The sequence below is a fragment of the Paraburkholderia sp. BCC1886 genome (assembly GCF_900996245.1).
Lineage (GTDB): Bacteria > Pseudomonadota > Gammaproteobacteria > Burkholderiales > Burkholderiaceae > Paraburkholderia.
In genome coordinates, this window is sequence record NZ_CAAJGK010000011.1 from 204,644 (window position 1) to 226,396 (window position 21,753).

The window sequence follows — 21,753 nt, forward strand, 5'->3', positions numbered from 1 at the left end:
TAGTGATATGTATCTTCAAAAAGTTGAGATATGTTTTCTGCACTCAGAAGGTTAATTGGCCTCATCGAGGTCAGCGAGCAAGGCGATCTCATCAAGGTCTCCGGTCTGCCTGGCGACTCGGTCGCGGCGACCATCAATGAAGTCTGGGGCACGAGCAAGATCGTCGCCAATATGTTCTCGAAGGTGTCAGCCTCCGACATCACGTTCAACAAGTGGTTTGCCCCGGACGTGGTCTATTGCTTCGCGCGTATTGTCGCCGAGAAGCGCAAGGGCCACAACATCCGCGCGCTGAAGAAGGTCATCACCGGCATCTACGAAAACACGTGGATGAAGCAGACCCTCATCAAGCACCCAGATATTCTGGACTTCAACCAGCTACACCAGCTGGAGTGGAGCCCGCTTGATCACCAGATGAACTTCTTCAAGTGGTTCAACGAAATGCTGCCGCGCTTTGGTCTGAAGGGCGCAATGTTGGGTGCGGGTCCTGGTACAGGAAAGACCTTTATGGGCATTGCATTGAGCCTGATGCTCCATGCCGATGTTGTCATCATCGTCTGCCCAAGCCGGGCGGTGAAGAAGGTTTGGGAAGACACGATTTCTACCCAGTTCAAGCGCATCCCCAAATACTGGCACTCGCAGATGGGGACGGCGCCGACTCCTGGCAAGCAGTACTACATCGTGCACTACGATTCGCCCGAATCGCTACAGCGCTTCATGGTGTTTGCCAAGACCCAGCACTGGCACCGGCCGGTGATCCTGCTTGATGAGTCGCACGGCATGAATGAGGAGATGGCGCTGCGTACGGACCTCTTCATCCAGCTCGTGGTCCAGACGCGCTGCCAGTATGTGCTGTGGGAGTCAGGGACGCCAGTGAAGGCATTGGGTGGGGAGATGGCGCCGCTCTTTCGCACCATTGATGCGATGTTTGATCCAGATGCCCAGGAGCGCTTCCGGGCGATCTACGGCAAGGCCAGTTCGCGCGCGAACGACATCCTCTCGCACCGTCTGGGGAAGGTCACCTACAAGGTCGACAGCAACCAGGTCGTGACGATTTCGACGCACCACCATCCAACACCGGTGGTGATTCCGAACGGCAACGACTATACGCTCCAGTCGATCAGGAACGAGATGCGGGCTTTCATTGCGGAGCGGGTCAAGCACTATTCGGGGAATATGCGGCAGTACGAGCGCATGTTCGAAGGAGCGTTGAGCCACTTCTACCGGTCGCTGGTGACTTCGCAACAGAAGGATGACTTCAAGCAGTACGAGAAGTACATCAAGATGATCAAGCGGGGCTATGACCCGAAGCTGCACAAGGCCGAAGCCGCGTGGTGCAACAAGTACGAGAAGCAGGTCATCATGCCGGGCCTGCCCAAGCCGTACCGGGAGGAATTCAAAGAGTCGAAGTCGGTGGTCAAGTATTACAAGTTGAAAGTGCAGGGCGAAGCCTTGGGCCAGATCTTGGGTCGCAAGCGGGCCCAATGCATCATGGACATGGTGCCGCACATGGGGCTTGAGAAGATCATCGACGATGGCTTGAAGAAGACCCTGATGTTCACGAGCTACGTCGGCGTGGTCGATGCGGCCGCCGACTACCTGAAGCAGCGCGGCTACAAGCCGCTTCGGGTCTACGGCGAAACGAATAACGAGCTGGCCAGCATGGTGACCGAGTTCGGCCGCGATGAAGATGCCAACCCGATGATCGCCACCTATCAGTCGCTTTCATCCGCTGTTCCGCTGGTCATGGCCAACACCATGGCCATGGCCAACTCCCCGTTCCGCTCCTTCGAATACGACCAAGCGGTCGCCCGCTGTAAGCGTCTGGGGCAGGACGAGGACGTGAACGTCTTCGACATGGTGCTCGACACCGGCCAAGAGCCCAACATCTCCAGCCGCACGATCGACATCATGAACTGGAGCCGGGAGCAGGTCGATGCCTTACTGGGCTTCGAGAACACGCCCCTGATCGCAGCAGAAAGCGCTGACGGAATCATCGCCCTCTTTGAGCACCACATCGCTCACGAGGACATCGTGGATCAGGAGTTCGACGAGGAGATGATGGCGCTTGAAGGGGTGCAGGACTACACCTATTCGATGCGTCGGGAGCCCGCTTGGGCGCAATGGGCGAGCCGGTAAGCTGGCCGTCAGCTACTTCTTGCCCTTGGCTAACACCAGGGTGGTGAACACTGCCGTGGCGATGGTGGTGCCCACCTTCAGCGCCGCCTTGCCCACCTCTGCCGCGACATTGCCGGCCGTCTCCGTGCAGTCAGGGCACAGCTCGTGATCGTAGACCGCGGTTCCCTTGGCAAAGTCGTGACATCCGGGTGTGCGACAGACATAGAGGGGCTCACTGCATTCGGGGCATTTCAGCTTGTCCCGACGCACGGTGTTTTCTTCCACGATCTCAGGCGTCACGGCCTGATTGCAGAATGGGCATTTTCCTTTTTGTTTCGTTGGCATGGTCGAACCCGCGAATGGATTTTGTTGTTTTGGACCGGTCTATTAGCGCCGGCGCCTCGGTCCGGAATATACACGAGAGACGCACCACCATAACGACAGTCTTGGCGCTTTCTTTAAGACGCCAAGTTACCACGCATAACTTTACGAATCGCCTTCGGACTCGGTTAATTCTTTGAGCGTTTCGTCTCATCCATTCAACGAAATCCCGGAACCCAAAAAAAATGAATATCTTGCGTATGGCGCTGGAAAGCAGCGACAAGCCCGTCGACGAAACGCTCGACATGAGCGTGCCCGAGGGCGACGATCAGTGGCTGGCGGCCAATGCGGCCGCAGTGGACGATGCGTTCGAAGCGAACGAAGACGTGGCGATCGCAGCGGAAGCCATTTTCGCCTATCACGACCAGTTGGCCGACATGGTTGCTGCCAAGAAGACCAACCCGGTCGTGACGGGTCTGATCCTGCACGGCGTGAACCGTGAACTGACGTCGCTGGGTCTGGAAGCGATCGCCTTGCCGGCACTGGAAAGCGAATCGGAACTGGACGCGCAGAAGCAGGCAGAGCTGGCGTTGGAAGGGATTGCCACGTCGCTGAAGACCTACTTCTTCCAGGACGTCGTGATCCACTTCAAGCACTGGAAGGACATCGTGCTGGATTCGTTCAAGGGTATCGGCTCGAAGGTGTCGAAGTACGAGCAGAAGACGGCCGAGAACAAGCGCGAATTCGAAGCGAAGCGCCACGAGTTGCGCGGCGGCACGGAAGTGAACCTGCACGGTCTGTGGTACTTCTTCACGACCCAGCAAGGTCAGCCGGGCAACTTCATGGGCGCACTGTCGAAAGACTTGGGCATGTCGACCTACGTGTTGACGAAGTACCCGGTGGCCGTGATCCAGGAAATGGAAAAGCTCGCACAGGCTGTGCGTTCGGGTAGCGCCAAGTCGCCGGCCAGCATGCAGCAGCTGGTGAAGAAGGTCGAAGCCCTGAAGTCGCCGACCGAACTGTTCGAGTCGTCGTTCCTCGGTGAAGGCAAGTTTTTCAACGTGACGGGCCTGCATAAGGGCGAGCACGCCGTCGGTGGTTCGCGTCTGGATCAGATGAGCCGCCACGGCGCTGTCACCATGAAGACTTCGGGTTCGCACAAGCTGGCCAAGGGCGCGATGTTCGCGATGCGTCAGGTGGGCAAGGGCGTGGGTATCGGCCCGCTGAATGTCAAGCAGATCGCCAACATCAGTTCGGTCTCGGCCTCGGAAGAAGTCAAGCTGTCCGAGCGCGATGTGGCCGACGTGTTCGATGCGGCGCAGACCTACTGTGACAACGTGAAGTTCTACCTGGGTCTGGACGACAAGTTCGCAAAGGCAACCGACAGCCTCGGTGCTGCGATGGCTGCGCTTGCGCAAACCGCCGGCGACAACCACGATCGGGACACCGCGATGCTGGGTGAACGAATCGAAGCGTATGGTCGCACCCTGACGCGCGCGTTCCAGAGCCCGGCCCTGCAGGAAGCGTCGCGCTCGCTGCGCGGTAGCAAGTACTGCAACTACTTCGGCCTTCGCGCCATCTTCAACGCGTAAATAACGCGTGGTCCATCCAGGGAGACAGGGGCTTCGGCTCCTGTCTCCTTTTTCATTTGTCTGGGAAAAGCAATGAACACACAAACCGTGTCGGCCGACAGGGAGCTGTTGGCGTTGGAGGGCGAGATTGGCACGCTGCTGGCGGTCCGGTCCCAGATGCTCGCGCAGGGCTTCACGACCCACTTGGCACTCGAAGCCGACCAGCATCTTGGCGGCAGCCAGTACGCAAGCCTCGCCTTCTCGGGCAAGACCCGAAGCGTGAAGCTCCAGATCGCCATCGAAGGGATCACCACCACGGTGTGGGACGGCATCAAGAAGATGTTCCGTAAGCTGAGCGAGCTGATCAAACGCTTCGTTGCCTGGTTCAAGGGCGATGGCAAGAAGTTCGATGCTGCGCACCTGCAAGGTGTGGATGCTGCGGCCAAAGCCGTGTCGGACAGGATCCTGCAGCTGGACCGCATCATCAAGTCGCCGGAGCTGCGCATGCGCTTCGAAGAGACGCTCAATAGCGAACTCTCGGGCACGATGCCGCAGTCGGTGCGTGCCATGCTCGATGCGAACTCGAAGTACAGCGAAGCCATGACGGCGCTCTCGGGCGCCTTCGATCAGGGCGACTATTTGCAGATCGTCGAGAAGGGTGTGGCAGAAGTGATTGCGTGGTTCAACAGTCACCAGTCCAAGGCCCAGACCATGGATGCGACTACCGAGACCAGTCACAACGATCTGGAAGGCTTCGCGAAATCCATCCAGTCGATGGGAGGGGCTGCTGAGACCGCTGAGAACCCGCTACCAGCCCGCGGCGCGGGTCAGTCACTGCAACTTACCAAGTCGCGGTACGAAGCGCTCAAAGAGGCCAAAACCTCAATCAGTAGCGGTCAGTATGCAGCCGTGCCGCGCGAGATCGGTGGCTTGCTCAAGGTGGTGCTGGAAGCCCAGGGTCGTATCAAGATCACGGCGGCCGCCAATGTGATGCGCACTGCGCAGAACACGCTCGCCGACATGCAGAAGCATCTGGACACGATCAACCAGTCAGCCGAACGGCTGGCCGGGGAAGCAGGCGATGGCAAACATCACGGCGCCCAGATTGCATTGACGCACGCCTACTCCGCGCACCTGCGTGAACTGATCAGCCAGTTCCACACGGTGCTCTCCGCCCACGACTTCCTCTACGAGGTCTGGATCGAGACGCAGAAGGAAAGCCTCAAGATCTGGACGCAGATCTTCAAGATCTACGACAGCGTCGTGCCCGATGAAGCCATGTCGGATGCCGCCCGCACGGACCGTGCCGAAATCGAGAAGCAGGCCAAGGCCTCGCTGAAAGTGTTCGCTTCGGCGATCTAAGGGGAAACACATGCTACCGGTATTAGCAACAGGTGAGTTTCTCGCGCTCGAGGCGGAGATCCAGACACTGACGCAGGTGCGGGAGCGTCTGGTGACGGCGGGCGGCTTTGACATGCGAATCGCCATGGAGGCAGACGCATTGATGGGCTCGTCGGATCTAACGCGTTTGGCGTTCGAACGACGGCATAAGTCCGAGAAGCTGCGTGTGGCGCTGGAAGGAATCGGTGCCCGGATCTGGGAGGCCATCAAGGCGTTCTTCAAGAAGATCGGGGAATGGATTCGGAAGGCCATCGACTTCCTCTTTGGCAAGCGCGGCGTGAGCGAAGAGAAAGTCAAGGAGTTCGAGCAGACAGCTGAGGAATTCGAAGCCGGTATGAACGAGTTCAACGACGGGCTTCAGCAGATGACGCGCGAGGTTCACGCGGACAACACGACGGACGACCTTCTGAAGGAAGCCATCGCTTCGTTTGAGTCCGGCATGTCAGGTCCGATCAAAGCAGTGATTTCCGGCGGACCGGGAGTGCTGAGCCCCTACAACAAGGCAGTGTTGCATCTGGTGATCAGAATGCGAGACGATCCTGTTCAGATGGTCGGAAAGAGGCTCCGGTACATGGAGGAGTGGCTGGAGAAAGCGTGGCAGGTAGCGAGCAAATACGACGCGGATGTCGACGGACTTTCGTCTCCGTCAAACAGCGAGACCGTAACGGACGCCATCAACCACCTGAAGAAGGTCAACGACGCCGCTATCCGAGCCGACTACAGCCACGATGTCGGCCGCGGGTTGCTGAGCGATCCTGAGCTCGTCAAAGAGGAGATCAAGACGATCGGGGACATCCGGTCGTCGCCGCCAAGCAACGCTTCTGGCTCCCTGCGTGGGAACGTGAAGATTGTTACGCGCCGCATTGCTGAGATTCTGGAGGACGCGTACGTCAAGCTCGGAGGCAACCTCGACAAGACGCTCGCGGAGTTCAAGCGACTCGGAGCCAATTTCGATAAGTTCAAGGATCGCCTCGAGAACAAGCTGAAAGAAGCGCAGGCGGACCAGCAGCATGCTGCGCGGGAGAAAGTCGTCAACCTGTTGATGGATGGCTGCCGGAAGTTCGCCGAGGAAGTGCAACTGATCACGGCAGCTCTCATGACCATCACGACGCACTACCGGGACTCGCTGGATGCCGTCCTGGCATTGCAGAAGATGCTCATTGAGACCTTCGGTAAGGCTCTTTCCCATACCGACGTGAAGGGCACGAAGTTCGCTGCCGGCCTCGAAGAGAAATTGGGCCGCGCCAAGGCGGCGCATGCTGAAGCCCAGAAGATCCGCGCCAGTATCTAGGCCAAAAAAAGAAAGACGAACATAGTGCCCAGCCCCTGAAGGGCTGGGCTTTATGCTGCATTGCAACGTAGATCATTTATTTTACGTCAAATTGAAGGTGTAAGTAATACAACGTAAAACGGTAGATTCCTACCGTTTTACGAGGGCAACACGACATTACTCGGATAATGTCGGGTATCAAGCGGCTTCCTGCATCGTCGACCGCGCAGGGGTCGGCGCAGGGTCTTTTTCCTTGAAGGACCCGATGCCATCCAGCAATTGCCTGAACGTCTTCTCCATCCGGCGCTGCTGCAGCTTCTTGGGCCAGCCCGCTATGAAGAACGGCGGGGTGTACCAGGTGTCCCATTGCTCGAGCGTCAGGGCGTTGCCGTGGACGATCGTGGCCGCCACCCCCAGTAGCGAAAGCTGGACGTAAGCCATGTGGACACAACGGGGATCGATGTCGATACAGACGGCGTGCATGTGTTGCGGGTAGTTGAGACCGACCTGATGCATGGCGTCGGCCGTGGCCACCACCATGCCGGCCGATCCACAGGCAGGCTCATGCAGTTCGATGAAACCCTGCTCGCGGATGCTCTTGCCGTCCCCGATCGTCATCTGGGCCATCATGAAACTCACCGTGTACGGGGTGAAGAACTGACCCGCCCGGTCACTGCCGAGCTCCAGTTCCATGTAGATCTCACCCAGCACGTCCCCCAGCCCCTGCATCCGGTACTTGGCCATCCCTGGCTGCCCGTTCTGTTCGATGCGGTCCTGATAGAGCTGCTGCAGGTGCGCAAACATCTTCGCGAGCCGGTTCAGTTCCTCCTTGGTGTACTTGCCGATGATTTCGAAGTAACGCTTCTCCCGCCGATCGAACTCACTCAGGTGGAACTTGTTGGAGAGCGCGATCGCCGAAATCTCGATGAAGTCACTGAAGACATTGAAGAGACTGTGGCGAAGGGAGAATTCCCGCATGGCCTTGATCAGCTCGCCGCGGTGCGGCTCCACCCAGTTACGAGAGGCGCTGAGCTTCTGTTTGGCTCTTTTGCTCATGGCTGATCTCCAGGGGTTTCGACAGACGCTCACAGATCGCGAGCAGGTCGCCGTAGGTCGAGAGGGTGGAATCGAGTTCGTGCGTCTTGCAGAGGAAAGCCATCTGGTGGACGATCAGCCGAATGGCCGGGTCATCGCAGACGCCCTGCGTGCCGAGGCTTTCCTGATGGCACTGGTTGATAGCGCGCACGAGAGCGCGGGATACCCCACTGAGGTTGCTGGCGCCGGCCGTGATGGCCAAGGCGTCTGAGTGCCGATTGCGCGCGACAATCGACATGTCGTTGATGCTCATTGTGTTTCCTCGCTAGTTGCTGAGCGTCTCGTAGATCGGCTCAGCGAGAAAGGCATAGCACTGGTCTTCAGTGACGATCTGCGCGCTCTCCCAGAGATGTCGCGCATCCGAAATGAACTCCGCGGCTTCGTCACCAAAGAGTGCGATGTCCGGACCGATACTCACCACGTCCCGCAGCTCATCCACTTCGACACTGACCCGCCGCATGCGCCAAGCGCCAATGCGAATGAGCTCGTCGAGGGGAATGCCTTGGCGTTTGAGGTGCAGGCTGATGCGGCGCTTGGCGGCCGCTTCAGTTTTGCTGCGTATGGCGGCGTACCCCGGTCCTTCACGGTCGAGTAACAGCGCCTGCCAGTACGTTTGTTCGGGGGTGAGTACCTGCTGGACCTGATGCCCTTTGTAAGGGATCGTGCGGATGATCACGCAGCCGCTCGCTCTTCGTAGTAGACGTCCTCGACATCTTCCACGTCGCCAGAAAGATCGATGAACCATGACTTCGGCATGTTCGACCCATCGATCTCTTTCATGCGATGGTTCGCCTTGAACTGGCGGCTGCCGATCTCGATCATCGAAACATTGGGCACGTCCTTCTTCCACATGTTCGGGATGAGGCTGTAGGGCATGGAAATGTAAAAGCCCGTGAACTCCCCCTCGCGCATGACGCGATAGCGAAGTCGGCCCTCGTAGCGCATATTGGTCAACGGGGGCGTCTTGCGGGGGGCTTTGAGCGGCAGGTCGAGTTTGGGCGTGCGTGCTACGACCTTGAGCGGTAAACGCATACGCGTCGCGCTCCGAGCACGATTCGGAATCATGGAGCCTCCTTGAGGCGAAAAGGGGATGCGGCAATATGAGAAACAACCGAGATGCGGGAAACCCGCTGGGATAAGCAGAGTGTTTTCTTAGGGCTGATTGATGTAAGCAAGAATGTGGCGCTTGACATCCAGCACGTCGGGCTTGGTGTTCCTTGCCTCAACGGTAAAGCGATCGAGTTCCTGGGACTCGCTATAGGGACGGACACGAACAACGACGGTTTTGGAACCACGTTGCCATTCGAAGTGCGCGCTGCAGTGGGTCGCAAAGTAGAGGGTGTGGATGGCTCCTTGACGAGATTCCCGGGAAACGTTGATGTAATGCATGCGCATGCCGGCCATGTCACACAACGCGATTGGTGAACATATGCACATTGCGCGAGCCAACGGCCTTGGGCAGCTGGTAGTTGCGCCGGATGCCCCATTGCTTGGTGCTCGACGGCATCTCCTGCATCAGCTTTTCGTAGTTGGCCAGCAACTCATCCGTGAAGAGGCCCACAGTGGCGTCCTCTCCCCGGTAGACGATCGCTTTGGCTTCCATCCGTAGGAGCGCGAACTCGGCAAGCTGTCTGAGGCTGTGGCGATGGAGCATGAAGCTACCGATCGCGGGTTCATCCTTGACCCGTGCGTTCCACGGCCGCGAGACGATGCCTTGTGGCGGAAGGCCGAAGTAATCGAGCAGCAAGGCACACCCTTCCGCGTTCACGTCGCAGAGGATCCGGGTGCTATAGGCGCAGGCCTCCCCAGTAAGTGCGTTGATGCCGAAGTGTTGCAGGTCCTGCCAGTTGTTGATGTGAATGGAGTCCATAGAGGCGATTGGATGAAAAAAGGAGAAACGACATGGCATAAAGCCAGAGAGGACCGAAGTCCTCTCTGGCGCTTGAAAAGAAGGGATGTGGGGACTGCGGATTACGCTGCGACAGGACTGCCGGAGAACGTGTAGCTATACGTCTGGACCGTGGAGACATCAGCAACGTAGATGTCGTCGTTCACATTCAGACTCACCGTCACCGCCGCGTCCCAGTGATTCATGTAGGTAGCCCCGCCCCGATAAAGACTCACCTGCAGCACCCAGGCACCGGCGAGCGTCTGATAGGCCCAGACGGCGAAGTGCACGGTGTCCGAGGGGTAGGCAGCCTGCACGGTCGTGAGGGCTGCCTGGATCGCTGCATTGAGTGTCGCAGCGTCCGCACTGTTCGCAGTAAGCTGCGGGGTGACTGCATCCTCCACCTGCGAGAGGTTGCTGAAATTCTGTCTCGTCGATAAATCCATAACTTGTCCTTGTCGCGTTAGGGCGATCCGAGTGCTGCGCGCACGATGTCGATGGGGTTGCGATAGGCGGCCCGGATGCGTATGCCGTTCTTGTCTGCGTGGAGATCCACCGCAAACCGTTTGCTTCTGAGGGCCTGGAGTTCTTTCGCAGCGTCAAGCAGCTTATTGAGCGCTGCTTCTTCGGCGGCGTTCGTGCGCCAGTTGCATTCCCGTGCCTTCTGAGCCACAGGTGTTTCGTCTGGCAACGACAGCGTGATGGCGCCGTCGGCCGACTCGTTCAGTTGCATGGACAACTCACTGACCACCCGGCCGGTGTGGTGATGTGTGCCCGGTAAGACGATTTGGATTTTCACCAGCGCGTGCCCCGTCTTTGGATCCACGGCGCAACCGAAGGTGTAGCGCGGCGAGAACGCTTTGCCGCCGTTCAGCACAAGCGAGCGTTCGTAAAGCTTGTCGAGCCGCCTCACGACTTCGTTGACCGTATCCTTGGCCATGTAATCCGCCAATTCACCCCGCAGGAACCAGCTACCTGTCACGGACAGGGCCAGCAGCTTGCCTAACGCACGTCGGTCTACAACCAAACTGCTGTTTGCCATGATCAGTCTCCTGTCATCGGGTCAATTAGGTTAACGAAAAGAAAGGCCTTCAGGACCGCCCCTCATACGAAGAGGGGCGGGAAGAAATTACTGAAGTTCGGGAGTTTTATTTCTGATGGTGGACGTGACGACGCCTACCGGAACAGCCTGTTTCTGCGGTCAGAGACGTAATGCAGCTCTGTGTGAAAGAGCAGCGAGTTCTCGACGATAAATACTGATTCTTGTTGATCAGGCTTCTCGAGCATGGCGCTCGCAGTGAGGACATCGTGGTTGGGGTCGACCGCGATGATCTGACTACGAAAGCGGATATTGATGGTGCACGAGCGCCCGTTAGGCAGATTCGGAATACGCTCCAGTCCCGTGAAACTCACGGTAAAGAGTGGGGTGTGCGTATCGATGACCCGGAGTTCTTGTGGATCCCGGATCTGGCTGCGAATCGCCTGTTCAAATTCACCTGCTTTCTCGTAGCTGCCCCGAAATGCAGGGACCACGAGGTTGCCGATTCCCTTGAGGGAGAAGGTTGTCAGCGCTTGCGCGGTCTCGATCCACGTACCAGGAGGCTGGATGGGGTTCAAGTCGCGCATGGGGTGTTCCTTTCAGTTCGTGTTGTGTTTGTGATGGGTGTGCGTGCTGCGGTCCTACGTCGACGGCCTCGGAGCCGTCGTCCAGCGTGTCCTGCATTCAATCCTCCGAACGGACATAAAAAAAGAGGAGCCAAAAGGCTCCTCAAAGTCGGGGTCAAACTAAAGCAAGTTGGACGTTTTGACGGTCCATACTAAGGACTGAGCGCATTAAAATTGCCCAGGTCCACAGTGCGTTCAGCGCCAGCGCGGCACCATCGGGGACACATAGCCGCCTGCGGGGAACACGCCAGCACCAGCGAGTGCGCCCGCGTATCCAGGCATCGACATCGCATGGACTGTGCTTTCGTCGAGCGCTGCGCCGCTATCGAGCCACTCACGGAACTTTTCATCGATGCAATATCGAACGACGGTCGGACACTGACTCGCTGAGATCGGCAGATAGATGCCCGGACGGTTGCGCAGGCTCATATAGCCCTTGCTCTCGAAGAAAGCATCGGCGAACCGGAGCAGATCATCTGCGCCTTCTGCGATCACGTCGCTGGAGAATTCGAAATGCTCGCGCAACAAAGGAGAGATGCCATCACCGCAACGCAAGAACTCCGAGGGCTGCACATTGAAGACGCGCGCAACATCCACGAACTGGTCCAAGGTGATCTCGCTCGCGCCTGACTCGAGCTTGCTCCACCACGAGGGTGACCTATCGAGTTGCTCAGCGAGAAAGGCCTGCGTGAGACCGCGCTCCAGTCGCACCTCTTTTATCAGGACACGATAGACGGAGGAGACGTTCGTTTGCAGCTTGGCCTTTGCTTCATTGCTCATGGTGTTTTCCTTGTGACTTCGTTGGTGTAGTAAAGACTCGACACACATCTTCAGGAGAGTGATGTGTGCCTGAGATTGGTTTGGATCAGGTATCGCGTGAATCGGGACGAAAAAAAGCCGACCTCTTTCGAGACCGGCTTTCTACTTCTTCAACTATCTTCCCGTTACAGCTTTACAGAATGGCTTCGAGGCCCTTGCGGTCCAGCAGGTTCAGCAGCTTCGCCGCCGTACCCGTCGGTTTCTTATCGCCGCCTTCCCACGCCCGAACGCTCGACGCGCTTGCGTTGATTGCATCGGCGAGCACCGCTTGGCTCACATTCAGCTTTTTGCGAAGTGCCTTCACCGCGGCCGCGTCGTATTCCGGCACCGGCACGAGACACAGCTCATCGTACTCAGCCATCCGGCGCTTACTGATCACGCCACTCTTGTGCAGGTCACTCGCCAACTCATGCATTTCTGCCGCCATGCGACTGCGCGGCTTGGCCTTAACAGTCATTGCAAATCTCCTTGAAAGTTCCGTTTTCAATCTCGAGCTCAAGCGCTCTGGTCGTCATGGTCAGCACATCCCGGGCTGCTTTCTGAATGATCTTCAGGTCGGCCGAACTGATATTGTCCCGTTCGTTCTTCTCAAACCCAAACATGAAGAACCACCGGGAGCCCCGGTTGGTGGCCAGCAAGGTGCGGGCGCTCCCACTCTTGCCACGCCCGGGTAATGCGACCCTTTTTTTCACGACGTTGCCGCCTAGGTCGGCGTCAATCAGCCCGGCGATCATTTCGTCGACTGCCAGACACAGCGCTTCGTCGGTCAGCTCGGTCTTGCGCATCCAGCGCCCAAACGTTCGTGTTTTGAATACCCGTTTCATCGTCTAAACTATACCACTAAGAAGTATATTTTGCATTGAGGGGGTCCGGGATGATGTTAGAGGAATCGGTGCGGTTTTTTCTAGACGACATAGGGGCCCGGGGAGGAACCCCGGGCCTTATGCCGCTTGCTTACTTGTTGAACATGTTGCCAACATCGCGACTGAAAGCGCGCAGCGCTCCGACCAGATCGTTCAGCTCTTCGCGGGTGAACTGGGTGCCCTTGATGGTGTAGCTAGCCTCGACCAGCGTCGCCGTCTTGGGTGCGTTCTCGCGGAATCCTGCATCCACAAGTTCGCGATACAGTTGCTTGAGTTCCTCGAAACCGTAGGCGACGCCCCGGATTTCGATCTTTGCCACAAAGAGGGGCACGGGGGCGACTTCGGTCGGCACGACCTTCAGGAGCGTGCCGGTTGTTGCGGTGGGAGCGGACATGGTGGTTTCTTCTTCCTTGTGTTGGACTTGGTTGAGGGGGAGGTCAGCTTGGGGCTGCGATTCCTGCCGTGGTTCGTGGACAGTCGCCGGAGCAGCGGCGCTCGCTTTCGATCGCGGCTGCAAATCGTCGGGCATTTCGAGACGCTTCAAACGGTAGGTGTAGACAGGCTGGTTCCGCTCGTTCACTTCGGTGCGACGCGTTGTGTAGCCTGCCTGGTAGAAGCGCGTCATCGTGCCGGAGATCGATCCGGGCTTGAACCCGAAATCGGCCAGTAGGATCGTCACTTCGCCCGCGGTGTATTCCTCACCATCCGCCATTAACTTCCAGATCGCGACCATCACGTGATCAGTGCTGGCGATGGGGTCGTACTTCGGCTTGGCCGGCTCCTGCGTTAAACCCAGGCGGTCCAGCTCCGACTTGATGGCAGTATCCAGATCGTCGAGCATACGACCGCCGGCATCGGTCGTCGGGTCGCTGTGGGCATAGTCGAAGCACGCGCTCGGCTCCTCGTTTGCGGTCGTGACCGCCGGCATCGGGATATGCGCCTTCAGCTTGTAGAGCATGTTCCTGCCGCCGTTGCGCCGATCGAAGAAGCGATTGCTGTGAATGCGCCCATCGAGATGACGAGCGGCCTGCTGGTGATCGAAACCGAACTCCCGTAACAGTGCGTCCATCTCCTTCGAGGTGCGTTCCTTCCCGTCGCTCATGATCTTCCAGAGCGCGACTGCAACGCCCTCCTCAAGGCGGATCTGCCCTTTGGGATCGGGTATGTGCGCGGCCGCGATCTTGAAAGCCTTCGGGTCGGTTTTCTTCCTTGGTTTGATTTTTAGATCGTCGAGGGTGCGACCGCGACGCATGTGGTAGCAGGGGTTGCCAGCAACCACAGACGTTTCAAACCAACCCTGCGCGTGGAGCACGAGCATGGCGGGTTTGATGGATTCGGCCGAGTCGGCAAAACCACGGTTCATCAACTGCTCGCACACTTCGTCTGTGGTGTAGCTCCGGCTATCCATCATCAGCTTGATAATGGCGACTTCAACCGCGTCTTCATCTGTGATGGTGGATGCCAGATCGTCTGGAACCGTCGTTGGCAGAAGCGCTTTCTTCATTCCGAACTTACCCCTATTACTCTTAGCTCTGTAGAGATTGCGCAGGTCGCGCAGGTGATCGCCACGTGTCCCTTGGTCATTCAGCATTGCTAAGCCTCGTTTATTGGTTATAGATAGAGTCATCCTGGATGGATGCTCACCCACGTTATATAGGTCCCAAATCTTTTTCGATTGCAAATACGCGGCATAAGGGGAGGGCCGAAGCCCTCCCTAATGTCACCAGTCGAGATACGAGGGGCGTTGCTTTTCGTCGTCGTCGAAGTTGAACGACAGGCGCTTGGTCGCAAGCCACAGGTGCAGGTCAATCTGCTCTTGCATGCGGATGCCGGCCGAGATGGTGGATTGCGTCTTCCATTCGGTCAGGAGCTTGTTGTGGGCGTTGTCGTTCTTCACCCACTCGTCCTGCTCGAGGTTCGTGATCGTGTACAGATAGATCTCGAGCGTTTCCATGTCGCTGCGCGCAGGAATGCGGTTCTCCGGCACGCTCAGCTCGATCACGTTGCCATGCGCCTTGTAGCGCGTGATACCGCGAACCTTTTCCATCATGGAAGCGAAGGCCTGACCGATGGCTTCCTGCTTGTCGGTCGTCGCATAGAGCCACTCATTGGACTCGGTCTTGTCCCATCGGACGATCACACCGGAGCGCTTGAAGCCCGGCATGAGTTCTTTCTGGTTGTAGCCAGAGCCGTGGTAGAGGATCGGTCTCATGCGGCACTCGTGCGCTGGGCGAGGTAGTTCTCGATCGTAGCCCGTGCGGCCTGCGTGAGGGCACTGCCATGTGGCGGGTGAACAAGCCGGCTCAGCATGGTCAGACCCAGGCCCTGTTCGAGCAGATTCGCAGCTTCGATGGCCACGAGATCGGTCCGGTCTAACTCCGTGATAACGAGCGTCTCGTTCGTATGGCGATGAACCATCGTGAGCGATCCCTGCGCATCCAGAATCGCCTGCGGCCGCTTGGTCACGCAGAACAGGTAGGCCAACCATTCGGCGCGCTCGCCGATCAACTGCTGGACCACTTCGCGCTCGCCGAGCCGTACGCCGTCAAACTTGAACGCGTTCGTGCCGTAGATCGAATGGAAGAGACCCGCCAGCTGCACCTGCTCCGGATAGCCCCATTCAGCCAGCAACTTCTCGGTGCCCAGCAGATGCATGATGAACGCGCGACCGGTGTGACGCGTCATGCCGGTGCCGCGCTCACGCAGGAAAGAGAGGATGAGTTCGCGGTTCATGCTGCCATTCCTTTCGGAACGACCAACCGAGGCGCCACCTGCGATTTGAAAACGACACACTGACGCAACTCCGGACACTCGCGTGTCGGCGCGTTCGCTTTGTGCGGGATGTGTCCCGGGAAGCTCACGGCGCGGAACGGCATCGCCGGGACCGCCTTCAGGATGTCGCGCTCGCCAAAGTCGAAGAACAGCGTCTCGCCGCCCCAGGAACCCTTCCACTGGTCGGCCGCGTAGATGATCGTCGAGTAGTAGTTTTCCGTGTCCTTGTTGTCGACGTGCACGTAACCTTCGATGCCGTACGTGTGGGCATTGGCATAAACGCGCAGCGGCTCATGCCCCTGCAGAATGGTCTTGGACAGCAGGTCCCACAGTCGCGCGATAGGGACGGCGTTACGGTTGTTGGCCAGCTCGTCCGCACAACCGGTCCGGTTGTTGTGGTCGCCACCAGCGAAGTGCGCATGCCAGAACTGGAACCGGTCGTTCTTCGAGTTCGACTTCCAGCCGTACCGCCAGATGTTGCGCTTGAGCAAGGCAAGGATGGATGCCTTGAGTTCTTCGGGCACGAAGTTATCGTGCACAGCTATGCGTTCGGCCAGCGACATTTGTTTGCTCGTTTCTGAGGGTTCGGGTTTTACCGCATCCCGCAAAGCACTGTAGTGAACCAAGGCCAATTCCCTGCTCTGATGGAGAAACAGCAGAACAAGGAGGGCACAGGGGACCAGCGTCACACAAGACACTGACTCTTACGCACGAGTGTCTCCGAGGAAACACGCGCATGCGCACAGAACCGCAATGCACTGCAGGCTGCGCACTGAGAGCGGTGGCTCGATCAGTGGCATGTGCCTTGGCACACGCACTTCGCACAACTTCCTGGTGACATCTTCAAAGCCAGGCGTACCGATGAAGGGGACATTGCGTCAGCCTTCGCAGTCCGTTCTTCCGCCCAAGGAGAACGTTGGCCATAATCGGTGATAGATAGGCGACCGTGACCAAGACGACTTAAACAACGAGAAGGGTTTCAAGATGGTCCATCAAGGAATGCGTCACTCGCTGTCTCCCGACAGTGATCGCGCCCGCGCGCGGGTGACATACTCTGGCTTCTCGTAACTACCCGGGATGCGGTCCCAGTGTCGTCAAGGTTTCGCAGGCCTTTCACCTGGGTGAGGCGACTGGATACGCGGCATTGCACCACGCACCAACCCACTGGGGACTCGAACCCCTCATCAGACAGTTTCCAAGCGATGGCTGGCATCGCTCGCATACCATTACGTACAGGGTAATTCTTACTGCAACAGTCGCATTACTTCGCGCAGGCGTTCGTAGGTCAGCCCCGCGTTCGCTCGCGCGGTGCCCGGCGGACAAAGCAACAGGTAATCCGTCCAGGCGGAGGCGGCTGCATCGAGCGAACGCTGTGCGCGCACGCGCGCCATCTCGATGGCGTCTTCTTCGCTCAGAAAGTTGTCGTGAACCATGGTGGTCTCGATAGTTATCGGGGTGCGTGAGGTCCCGGTGCACCATCTCCATCGCTACCGTCGCCATCCCCATCGCCGCCGGCGCCAGGGTCAGGTGCAGGGGGTGGAGGCGCAACAGCGGGAACATTCGGGAACGGCGCTTCTGCGTTCTGCTTCAGTCGCACGCCCGCGGCCGCCGCGATCATCTGGACGGCGAGGGCGCTTGCCCCGGTCGCAAAACCCATCTGATTGAAGACGTGGTGAACGTGCGTATCCCAGATCGACATCCAGAGAAACGCCAAGCCGTAAAGCAGGATGAGCGCATACACTAGCCGGGCCGGGTCGAAGTCGCCATTCCAGTTGGTAAAGCAGTCGGTACAGACTTTCCAGATGGTGTGTCGAATGCGTTTGAGCGTAATGATGGCTTTGGTCTTTCGCCAAAGCCGCTTTTGCCATGAGATGGGCTTTTGCGTCATAGGGGGTCCCCGTAGATAACGTGTTGCACAGGATTGCCACCCGGACTGCGAGGAACAAAAAAAAAGAGGGATCCTCTCCTCTTTTGTGCCTGATCACTCAGGCGCCAGCGTCGATACTATCGATCAGGTTCGTGGCCGTAAGACGCTCGCGATCACTCATCGTCATGGCGATCTCACGCATCTGGCGAAATAGCCCATAAGCCTGTTCCCGCAGCTCATGGATCTGATCCATCTTTTTCTGATCGTCGTCGTTCACGAGTGGGTACCCTGTTCTGCAGCGAGTCGCCGACGGGCTTCGTCGGAGATGCTGACGGTGTAATCGAGGCCGGGCGTGCGGGGTGCTTCAACGACCGCCTTGAATCGCCCCATCTCCTGGCAATTCAACTGGCGGGACGTCTGCCAACAAAGTGGCACGATAGGGGTGATCGGTGTTGTCATGCGGTCATGGGTTCCAGTACGGGATCCGGCAGGAGATGCAGCTTTGAGGGGCGTTCATCGCCGGTGAACTTGTTGAACAACCCCTCCCAGAAAAACTCACTGAACCCAGGCTCTGCGAGGCGCACGACGCCACTACCCAGATCGACATAGGCGCAGGAGCGATGCATCAACTGCGGCTCGCCACCGCGGCGGGAATACCGCGTGAACTTGTTGTAGGCATTCGCCAGTCCCACGCCGAGCGTGATTGCGGAAGGCGCTATGAAGCAGAGCGCGATGACCATCAGCGAAAAGTTGGTATGCATGAGATAGCTCGGTGAAGTAGAAAAATAAAAGGACACCCGAAGGTGTCCTGAATAGTTGGGGCGCAAAACGACAGGCGGTGCTACTTGCGACTGACCTTTTCGTCAAAGACAGCCTTGAGCGTCAGGCCAAAGAGAAAGCCCATGCCGACGTATCCTGCGGCCTTTAAAAATCTGTCCATGGTTACTCCTTAGCGGGTTGGGTGGGTTCAGCGGGCTTGGCTTCCTTGCCGACCTTCAGGGCAATCGGCAAGGCGATGGCGAGCGCTACGCCCGCGGCGAAGAGACACATGGCAGCGCCGTTGCTGAGCGGTGCGGTGTCTTCGGATTCGTACATGGTGATGTCCTCGATTTAGAGCGTGACCAACATGGCGCTGAGTTGGTCGATGCGATGGTGATACTCAACCACGCGTTGGTAATCCTCGTGATCGTTCGGTGCGAAGGCGAGCGCCATCGCGTCGTTCCACAAACGCGTACCGGCAAACTTATCGAGCAGGGCGTGGAGTTCGTTCAGGACGAGTTCTGCTTCGTCCATTGCCTTCTTGGTGTGCTCCGCACGATCGAGTCGTTGCTGGAGTGATAGTGGTCCGACCGGCTTGGCCTGCTCGTCAAACTTCTCAAGCGTGGCGCGTGCGATGTGAACAGTGCGAAGCAGTGCGTGGTGTTGGTTGTGCATGATGTCCTCAGGGAGTCAGTTGCGTACCGTTTGGAGAGCCCGCGCGGCGAAAACGGGTTCTCCGAACGGCACACGGGGCGGATGCCCCACGTGTCGCCGGATGGCCTTAGGCTGCTGCCGAGCTGGAGGCACCCGTGGCTTGCGCTGCGGTCTTCTCGACCGCTTCCTGCTCGCGCTTGTTCAGGTACTTCTCGATCGCGACGACCGCCTTGTAGCCAGCGTAGAGACCGACGACGGTGCCAGCTGCGGATGCTGCAGACTTGAAGAATTGCATGATGTTTCCTTGTGATGAAATTGGATGGATGACTTACTGCGACAGGGTGTTGGCAATCAAGCGGCTTGCTGCTCGCTTTGCTTCTGCGCGTTTTGCGCTTCAGCGCTCAGGCGCGCTTCTTCTTCACGTGCTGCATCGAGCAGGGCTTGTGCGGAACGGACACCTTCCTCCAGGGCTTCACGACATTCACGTGCTGCCTCGGCGGCCGTCTTCGGCGCTGCAGGTGCGGCTGCTGCTTGGGGTGCCGCTGGCTGAGCAGCGCTCGGCGTAGCGGTTTGGGGTTGTGTGGCTTCGGCTGCCGGCGTGGTGGCCGGTGCTGCAGCCTCGGTCTTGGCTTCGCCCTTACGGGTCGAGACGTAGACCGCCGCGCCAGCGCCAACTACGACGAGACCGAGGCCGGCGGCAATCAGCATTTCGTTGTTGGTCATGAAGGGGCTCTTGGTGCTGCCGGTTTCAGCAATCGTGTCAGCGTTGTTTTGCGCTGCGTCGAGGGCCATCGAGAACAGGGACTTGAACATGGTGTTGCTCCTAAAAGGTCGTAGATAAGTGGGTTAATCAATTCCATTCGTGGTCTTGATTCAGCGTGGTCATATAGGTCTGTCTTTTTTTAGAATCGTGGTTTGGGCGGGGCAGACGGCATAAAGGCCAGAGCTTTCGCCCTGGCCTAGGTTCACGCAGAGGTGTGGGTGCCGTTTGCTTGCGCGTTGATCCGCTCGGCGATCTCGTGGTTGGAGACGAAGTGTCCTACCGGGACCTGGTCGACCAACCAGACGTTGTTGTCGGACAGGTAGAAGACGAAGCCATTCTTCGCCATGGTGAGCGCATCGATAATGAGCACCACCGGCTTGCCGTGTCGCGCACCGACACTCTTGGCGGTGTCGAACGTCTCCGACAGATGCACGTGATGTCGACCGGCAGGCTTGATCCCTTCCTTGCGGATCGAGTCCATGAAGCGTTCCGCGGTCCCGTGATAGAGATACTCGGGCGGCAACTTCACCGCATAAGTCATCTCGACGGTCTGGGTCGAATGACCCTGATTTGCCCGAACGCGTAAGCCGTCTTCGGAGATGGCGTATCGCTGCTTGTCGCAGGTAGCAACCACGTGGTCCAGTTCCAGTCGTGTGAAGCCCTGCCCATCGAAATGGGCCTTTTCGATCAGCGTACCGATATCGGTCCATCCCTCCGAATCCAGCGTAATGCCGAGGTATTCGGGTTTGTGCCGCAGCACAAAGCTCAGCAGCTTGCTGACCTGTACTGCCCGCTTCTTGTCCATGTCCATGCTCACCTCCCAGTGGTTGACATAGGGTGGAGCGGTCACGTTAATTAAAACCGAACGTCGGGGTATAGGGAGCGGCCGGTGGGAAGGCGTGTCGGGAGTTGGACAGCTCGCCCGCAAAACGGATGTTGCCCGCACTGCCAATGACTAGATCCAGTCGCACGTATTCGGGCTGGTAATAGTCGGTGCTGAGCATGCCGGAGGGGCCCGCGATGACGGCCAGCTCCCCGGCGTTGTTGTTCCAGAAGTAATAGAAAGTGAGTGCTGTGCCTGTCGGCAAGCTCAAGGCATTGGCGTAGACGACGAAGCGCTGATACGCCTCGTCGATATGTTCCCCGTTTGACGTCGCCGGGCCGGCATAAGTGGCAATCTGGGCTTCGAGATCGGCCGGTGTAACGGCGACAAGCGTCGCGCTCTGGACATACTGCAAGATGCCATTCATCGTGAATTCCCTTGGATGGTGATGATCCAAAGGATTTCGGGCAAAAAAAGAGGCACCCATAGGCGCCTCGTTTCATTGTGGATTCCTAATTAATGCAGACCCAGAAAATGGCGCAGTCGGATATCAACCTGCTGCATGTGCTGGGGCGCCAGCTCACCGAACGCCTTGCCGACTTTTTCGACCACCAGCGTGAAGATCTTGTCGATCTGGACCTGAGAGTATTTCTCCAACCCGTTTGTCGGTGTCGGCTCGACGTCCACGCGAAGGAGCGGCAACTCCGCCAGGTGGCTCGTCACGAGTAACACGACCATCGACGGATGTGAGGTGTGGAGATCCGACTGCACCACCAGGGCGGGTCGAGCTTTACCGAAGTCACCCTGAAGGGCGACGGTCACGAGGCTGCCGCGTTTCATTCTTCTTCATCTCCCCAGTGATGCTTGTAAAGCTCCTCCAAGAATTCCATTTCTTCTGGATCCTTTCTGTGCAGCTGACAGGCGAGTTCGCTTTGCCGCCGCGCTTCCTCGGCAAACCCGGGTGCGTCTGGATCGAGCACGTAGGCGACGACCTTCTTGTAACCGGCCGCCGTCAGTTCGTCATCAGTCATGTCACGCCCGTCGATCTGCGGGCGCTTGGCTAGAGTGGATGCCATGTTGGCTATCTCCTTGCGTACGGAGTCATTA

Annotated in this window: 33 protein-coding genes; 4 read left to right on the forward strand and 29 right to left on the reverse strand. The window is 58.1% G+C overall.

The genetic code is table 11. The features are described from left to right. Window positions 1–30: 30 nt before the first annotated feature. Window positions 31–2,136: a DEAD/DEAH box helicase gene (locus FQ746_RS01095; RefSeq protein WP_144106764.1), complete on the forward strand. Its 2,106-nt coding sequence runs from the start codon at window positions 31–33 to the stop codon at window positions 2,134–2,136. A gap of 12 nt (window positions 2,137–2,148) precedes the next feature. Here FQ746_RS01095 and FQ746_RS01100 read toward each other — a convergent pair whose 3' ends face one another. Further along, complete coding sequence (locus tag FQ746_RS01100; protein WP_144106765.1) at window positions 2,149–2,460, reverse strand: hypothetical protein; 312 nt, start codon at window positions 2,458–2,460, stop codon at window positions 2,149–2,151. 221 nt (window positions 2,461–2,681) lie between these two features. Between FQ746_RS01100 and FQ746_RS01105 the strand changes: the two genes are divergently transcribed. The 3 genes from FQ746_RS01105 to FQ746_RS01115 all read left to right on the forward strand — a co-directional run bounded on the left by FQ746_RS01105 (window position 2,682) and on the right by FQ746_RS01115 (window position 6,699). Further along, complete coding sequence (locus FQ746_RS01105) at window positions 2,682–4,028, forward strand: hypothetical protein (RefSeq protein WP_144106766.1); 1,347 nt, start codon at window positions 2,682–2,684, stop codon at window positions 4,026–4,028. Between the two features lie 72 nt (window positions 4,029–4,100). Continuing rightward, entirely contained in the window at window positions 4,101–5,369 is a 1,269-nt protein-coding gene (locus FQ746_RS01110) for a hypothetical protein (protein WP_144106767.1), read from the forward strand. A gap of 10 nt (window positions 5,370–5,379) precedes the next feature. After that, entirely contained in the window at window positions 5,380–6,699 is a 1,320-nt protein-coding gene (locus tag FQ746_RS01115) for a hypothetical protein (protein ID WP_144106768.1), read from the forward strand. Between the two features lie 177 nt (window positions 6,700–6,876). Here FQ746_RS01115 and FQ746_RS01120 read toward each other — a convergent pair whose 3' ends face one another. The 28 genes from FQ746_RS01120 to FQ746_RS01240 all read right to left on the reverse strand — a co-directional run bounded on the left by FQ746_RS01120 (window position 6,877) and on the right by FQ746_RS01240 (window position 21,722). After that, window positions 6,877–7,734, reverse strand: coding sequence for an N-6 DNA methylase (locus FQ746_RS01120; RefSeq protein ID WP_144106769.1), 858 nt, complete (start codon window positions 7,732–7,734; stop codon window positions 6,877–6,879). After that, on the reverse strand, window positions 7,694–8,026 hold the full coding sequence (locus FQ746_RS01125) for a hypothetical protein (RefSeq protein WP_144106770.1): 333 nt from the start codon (window positions 8,024–8,026) through the stop codon (window positions 7,694–7,696). The genes FQ746_RS01120 and FQ746_RS01125 overlap by 41 nt, the downstream gene beginning before the upstream one ends. A 12-nt stretch (window positions 8,027–8,038) precedes the next feature. Continuing rightward, window positions 8,039–8,449: a hypothetical protein gene (locus tag FQ746_RS01130; protein WP_144106771.1), complete on the reverse strand. Its 411-nt coding sequence runs from the start codon at window positions 8,447–8,449 to the stop codon at window positions 8,039–8,041. Further along, on the reverse strand, window positions 8,446–8,838 hold the full coding sequence (locus FQ746_RS01135; RefSeq protein WP_144106772.1) for a hypothetical protein: 393 nt from the start codon (window positions 8,836–8,838) through the stop codon (window positions 8,446–8,448). Before FQ746_RS01135 ends, FQ746_RS01130 begins: the two co-directional genes overlap by 4 nt. Window positions 8,839–8,925: 87 nt before the next feature. Beyond that, window positions 8,926–9,162 (reverse strand): hypothetical protein, encoded by a 237-nt coding sequence (locus FQ746_RS01140; RefSeq protein ID WP_144106773.1) that lies wholly within the window; start codon window positions 9,160–9,162, stop codon window positions 8,926–8,928. Between the two features lie 16 nt (window positions 9,163–9,178). Then, window positions 9,179–9,643: a hypothetical protein gene (locus FQ746_RS01145; RefSeq protein ID WP_144106774.1), complete on the reverse strand. Its 465-nt coding sequence runs from the start codon at window positions 9,641–9,643 to the stop codon at window positions 9,179–9,181. A 101-nt stretch (window positions 9,644–9,744) separates the two neighbouring features. After that, complete coding sequence (locus FQ746_RS01150; RefSeq protein ID WP_144106775.1) at window positions 9,745–10,107, reverse strand: hypothetical protein; 363 nt, start codon at window positions 10,105–10,107, stop codon at window positions 9,745–9,747. A gap of 17 nt (window positions 10,108–10,124) precedes the next feature. Continuing rightward, window positions 10,125–10,703, reverse strand: coding sequence for a hypothetical protein (locus tag FQ746_RS01155; RefSeq protein WP_144106776.1), 579 nt, complete (start codon window positions 10,701–10,703; stop codon window positions 10,125–10,127). Window positions 10,704–10,837: 134 nt separating this feature from the next. Next, window positions 10,838–11,287 carry a hypothetical protein gene (locus tag FQ746_RS01160; RefSeq protein ID WP_144106777.1) on the reverse strand — a complete coding sequence of 150 codons (450 nt, stop codon included), beginning with the start codon at window positions 11,285–11,287 and terminating at the stop codon, window positions 10,838–10,840. A gap of 234 nt (window positions 11,288–11,521) precedes the next feature. Further along, a complete protein-coding gene (locus FQ746_RS01165; RefSeq protein ID WP_186310592.1) occupies window positions 11,522–12,106 on the reverse strand; it encodes a helix-turn-helix domain-containing protein in 585 nt (194 codons plus the stop codon). Between the two features lie 172 nt (window positions 12,107–12,278). Then, complete coding sequence (locus FQ746_RS01170) at window positions 12,279–12,572, reverse strand: helix-turn-helix domain-containing protein (RefSeq protein ID WP_260853845.1); 294 nt, start codon at window positions 12,570–12,572, stop codon at window positions 12,279–12,281. A 19-nt stretch (window positions 12,573–12,591) separates the two neighbouring features. Continuing rightward, entirely contained in the window at window positions 12,592–12,969 is a 378-nt protein-coding gene (locus FQ746_RS01175) for a type II toxin-antitoxin system RelE/ParE family toxin (RefSeq protein ID WP_144106779.1), read from the reverse strand. 130 nt (window positions 12,970–13,099) lie between these two features. Further along, complete coding sequence (locus tag FQ746_RS01180; protein ID WP_144106780.1) at window positions 13,100–14,599, reverse strand: hypothetical protein; 1,500 nt, start codon at window positions 14,597–14,599, stop codon at window positions 13,100–13,102. A 129-nt stretch (window positions 14,600–14,728) separates the two neighbouring features. Beyond that, window positions 14,729–15,220 (reverse strand): hypothetical protein, encoded by a 492-nt coding sequence (locus FQ746_RS01185; protein ID WP_144106781.1) that lies wholly within the window; start codon window positions 15,218–15,220, stop codon window positions 14,729–14,731. Next, window positions 15,217–15,741 carry a DUF6817 domain-containing protein gene (locus tag FQ746_RS01190; protein ID WP_144106782.1) on the reverse strand — a complete coding sequence of 175 codons (525 nt, stop codon included), beginning with the start codon at window positions 15,739–15,741 and terminating at the stop codon, window positions 15,217–15,219. The genes FQ746_RS01185 and FQ746_RS01190 overlap by 4 nt, the downstream gene beginning before the upstream one ends. Next, the gene (locus FQ746_RS01195; protein ID WP_144106783.1) at window positions 15,738–16,343 is read right to left on the reverse strand and encodes a proline hydroxylase; all 606 of its coding nucleotides are present in this window, start codon (window positions 16,341–16,343) and stop codon (window positions 15,738–15,740) included. The genes FQ746_RS01190 and FQ746_RS01195 overlap by 4 nt, the downstream gene beginning before the upstream one ends. A gap of 681 nt (window positions 16,344–17,024) precedes the next feature. Next, window positions 17,025–17,213: a hypothetical protein gene (locus tag FQ746_RS01200; RefSeq protein ID WP_144106784.1), complete on the reverse strand. Its 189-nt coding sequence runs from the start codon at window positions 17,211–17,213 to the stop codon at window positions 17,025–17,027. Between the two features lie 14 nt (window positions 17,214–17,227). Continuing rightward, window positions 17,228–17,668: a hypothetical protein gene (locus FQ746_RS01205; protein ID WP_144106785.1), complete on the reverse strand. Its 441-nt coding sequence runs from the start codon at window positions 17,666–17,668 to the stop codon at window positions 17,228–17,230. A gap of 97 nt (window positions 17,669–17,765) precedes the next feature. Next, entirely contained in the window at window positions 17,766–17,924 is a 159-nt protein-coding gene (locus tag FQ746_RS34620; RefSeq protein WP_186310593.1) for a hypothetical protein, read from the reverse strand. A gap of 178 nt (window positions 17,925–18,102) precedes the next feature. Then, the gene (locus FQ746_RS01210; protein WP_144106786.1) at window positions 18,103–18,408 is read right to left on the reverse strand and encodes a hypothetical protein; all 306 of its coding nucleotides are present in this window, start codon (window positions 18,406–18,408) and stop codon (window positions 18,103–18,105) included. 181 nt (window positions 18,409–18,589) lie between these two features. After that, a complete protein-coding gene (locus FQ746_RS34625) occupies window positions 18,590–18,742 on the reverse strand; it encodes a hypothetical protein (protein ID WP_186310594.1) in 153 nt (50 codons plus the stop codon). 15 nt (window positions 18,743–18,757) lie between these two features. Beyond that, window positions 18,758–19,081 carry a hypothetical protein gene (locus FQ746_RS01215; protein WP_144106787.1) on the reverse strand — a complete coding sequence of 108 codons (324 nt, stop codon included), beginning with the start codon at window positions 19,079–19,081 and terminating at the stop codon, window positions 18,758–18,760. Between the two features lie 106 nt (window positions 19,082–19,187). Next, a complete protein-coding gene (locus tag FQ746_RS34630) occupies window positions 19,188–19,355 on the reverse strand; it encodes a hypothetical protein (RefSeq protein WP_186310595.1) in 168 nt (55 codons plus the stop codon). A 56-nt stretch (window positions 19,356–19,411) separates the two neighbouring features. Continuing rightward, window positions 19,412–19,873 carry a hypothetical protein gene (locus FQ746_RS01220; RefSeq protein WP_144106788.1) on the reverse strand — a complete coding sequence of 154 codons (462 nt, stop codon included), beginning with the start codon at window positions 19,871–19,873 and terminating at the stop codon, window positions 19,412–19,414. Window positions 19,874–20,025: 152 nt separating this feature from the next. Beyond that, window positions 20,026–20,634 (reverse strand): RNA 2'-phosphotransferase, encoded by a 609-nt coding sequence (locus FQ746_RS01225; RefSeq protein WP_222105832.1) that lies wholly within the window; start codon window positions 20,632–20,634, stop codon window positions 20,026–20,028. Between the two features lie 40 nt (window positions 20,635–20,674). Next, window positions 20,675–21,133, reverse strand: a complete 459-nt coding sequence (locus FQ746_RS01230; RefSeq protein ID WP_144106789.1) for a hypothetical protein — start codon at window positions 21,131–21,133, stop codon at window positions 20,675–20,677. Between the two features lie 29 nt (window positions 21,134–21,162). Then, on the reverse strand, window positions 21,163–21,486 hold the full coding sequence (locus FQ746_RS01235) for a type II toxin-antitoxin system PemK/MazF family toxin (protein WP_144106790.1): 324 nt from the start codon (window positions 21,484–21,486) through the stop codon (window positions 21,163–21,165). Continuing rightward, window positions 21,483–21,722: an antitoxin MazE-like protein gene (locus FQ746_RS01240; RefSeq protein WP_222105833.1), complete on the reverse strand. Its 240-nt coding sequence runs from the start codon at window positions 21,720–21,722 to the stop codon at window positions 21,483–21,485. Before FQ746_RS01240 ends, FQ746_RS01235 begins: the two co-directional genes overlap by 4 nt. Window positions 21,723–21,753 lie beyond the last annotated feature (31 nt).

Bases quoted from the DNA above. Each gene is read 5' to 3' on its own strand.
- FQ746_RS01095 (WP_144106764.1), top strand. From the start codon at position 31: ATGTTTTCTGCACTCAGAAGGTTAATTGGCCTCATCGAGGTCAGCGAG.
- FQ746_RS01100 (WP_144106765.1), bottom strand. From the start codon at position 2,460: ATGCCAACGAAACAAAAAGGAAAATGCCCATTCTGCAATCAGGCCGTG.
- FQ746_RS01105 (WP_144106766.1), top strand. From the start codon at position 2,682: ATGAATATCTTGCGTATGGCGCTGGAAAGCAGCGACAAGCCCGTCGAC.
- FQ746_RS01110 (WP_144106767.1), top strand. From the start codon at position 4,101: ATGAACACACAAACCGTGTCGGCCGACAGGGAGCTGTTGGCGTTGGAG.
- FQ746_RS01115 (WP_144106768.1), top strand. From the start codon at position 5,380: ATGCTACCGGTATTAGCAACAGGTGAGTTTCTCGCGCTCGAGGCGGAG.
- FQ746_RS01120 (WP_144106769.1), bottom strand. From the start codon at position 7,734: ATGAGCAAAAGAGCCAAACAGAAGCTCAGCGCCTCTCGTAACTGGGTG.
- FQ746_RS01125 (WP_144106770.1), bottom strand. From the start codon at position 8,026: ATGAGCATCAACGACATGTCGATTGTCGCGCGCAATCGGCACTCAGAC.
- FQ746_RS01135 (WP_144106772.1), bottom strand. From the start codon at position 8,838: ATGATTCCGAATCGTGCTCGGAGCGCGACGCGTATGCGTTTACCGCTC.
- FQ746_RS01140 (WP_144106773.1), bottom strand. From the start codon at position 9,162: ATGCATTACATCAACGTTTCCCGGGAATCTCGTCAAGGAGCCATCCAC.
- FQ746_RS01145 (WP_144106774.1), bottom strand. From the start codon at position 9,643: ATGGACTCCATTCACATCAACAACTGGCAGGACCTGCAACACTTCGGC.
- FQ746_RS01150 (WP_144106775.1), bottom strand. From the start codon at position 10,107: ATGGATTTATCGACGAGACAGAATTTCAGCAACCTCTCGCAGGTGGAG.
- FQ746_RS01155 (WP_144106776.1), bottom strand. From the start codon at position 10,703: ATGGCAAACAGCAGTTTGGTTGTAGACCGACGTGCGTTAGGCAAGCTG.
- FQ746_RS01160 (WP_144106777.1), bottom strand. From the start codon at position 11,287: ATGCGCGACTTGAACCCCATCCAGCCTCCTGGTACGTGGATCGAGACC.
- FQ746_RS01165 (WP_186310592.1), bottom strand. From the start codon at position 12,106: ATGAGCAATGAAGCAAAGGCCAAGCTGCAAACGAACGTCTCCTCCGTC.
- FQ746_RS01170 (WP_260853845.1), bottom strand. From the start codon at position 12,572: ATGGCGGCAGAAATGCATGAGTTGGCGAGTGACCTGCACAAGAGTGGC.
- FQ746_RS01175 (WP_144106779.1), bottom strand. From the start codon at position 12,969: ATGAAACGGGTATTCAAAACACGAACGTTTGGGCGCTGGATGCGCAAG.
- FQ746_RS01180 (WP_144106780.1), bottom strand. From the start codon at position 14,599: ATGCTGAATGACCAAGGGACACGTGGCGATCACCTGCGCGACCTGCGC.
- FQ746_RS01185 (WP_144106781.1), bottom strand. From the start codon at position 15,220: ATGAGACCGATCCTCTACCACGGCTCTGGCTACAACCAGAAAGAACTC.
- FQ746_RS01190 (WP_144106782.1), bottom strand. From the start codon at position 15,741: ATGAACCGCGAACTCATCCTCTCTTTCCTGCGTGAGCGCGGCACCGGC.
- FQ746_RS01195 (WP_144106783.1), bottom strand. From the start codon at position 16,343: ATGTCGCTGGCCGAACGCATAGCTGTGCACGATAACTTCGTGCCCGAA.
- FQ746_RS01200 (WP_144106784.1), bottom strand. From the start codon at position 17,213: ATGGTTCACGACAACTTTCTGAGCGAAGAAGACGCCATCGAGATGGCG.
- FQ746_RS01205 (WP_144106785.1), bottom strand. From the start codon at position 17,668: ATGACGCAAAAGCCCATCTCATGGCAAAAGCGGCTTTGGCGAAAGACC.
- FQ746_RS01210 (WP_144106786.1), bottom strand. From the start codon at position 18,408: ATGCATACCAACTTTTCGCTGATGGTCATCGCGCTCTGCTTCATAGCG.
- FQ746_RS34625 (WP_186310594.1), bottom strand. From the start codon at position 18,742: ATGTACGAATCCGAAGACACCGCACCGCTCAGCAACGGCGCTGCCATG.
- FQ746_RS01215 (WP_144106787.1), bottom strand. From the start codon at position 19,081: ATGCACAACCAACACCACGCACTGCTTCGCACTGTTCACATCGCACGC.
- FQ746_RS34630 (WP_186310595.1), bottom strand. From the start codon at position 19,355: ATGCAATTCTTCAAGTCTGCAGCATCCGCAGCTGGCACCGTCGTCGGT.
- FQ746_RS01220 (WP_144106788.1), bottom strand. From the start codon at position 19,873: ATGTTCAAGTCCCTGTTCTCGATGGCCCTCGACGCAGCGCAAAACAAC.
- FQ746_RS01225 (WP_222105832.1), bottom strand. From the start codon at position 20,634: ATGGACATGGACAAGAAGCGGGCAGTACAGGTCAGCAAGCTGCTGAGC.
- FQ746_RS01230 (WP_144106789.1), bottom strand. From the start codon at position 21,133: ATGGGTGCCTCTTTTTTTGCCCGAAATCCTTTGGATCATCACCATCCA.
- FQ746_RS01235 (WP_144106790.1), bottom strand. From the start codon at position 21,486: ATGAAACGCGGCAGCCTCGTGACCGTCGCCCTTCAGGGTGACTTCGGT.
- FQ746_RS01240 (WP_222105833.1), bottom strand. From the start codon at position 21,722: ATGGCATCCACTCTAGCCAAGCGCCCGCAGATCGACGGGCGTGACATG.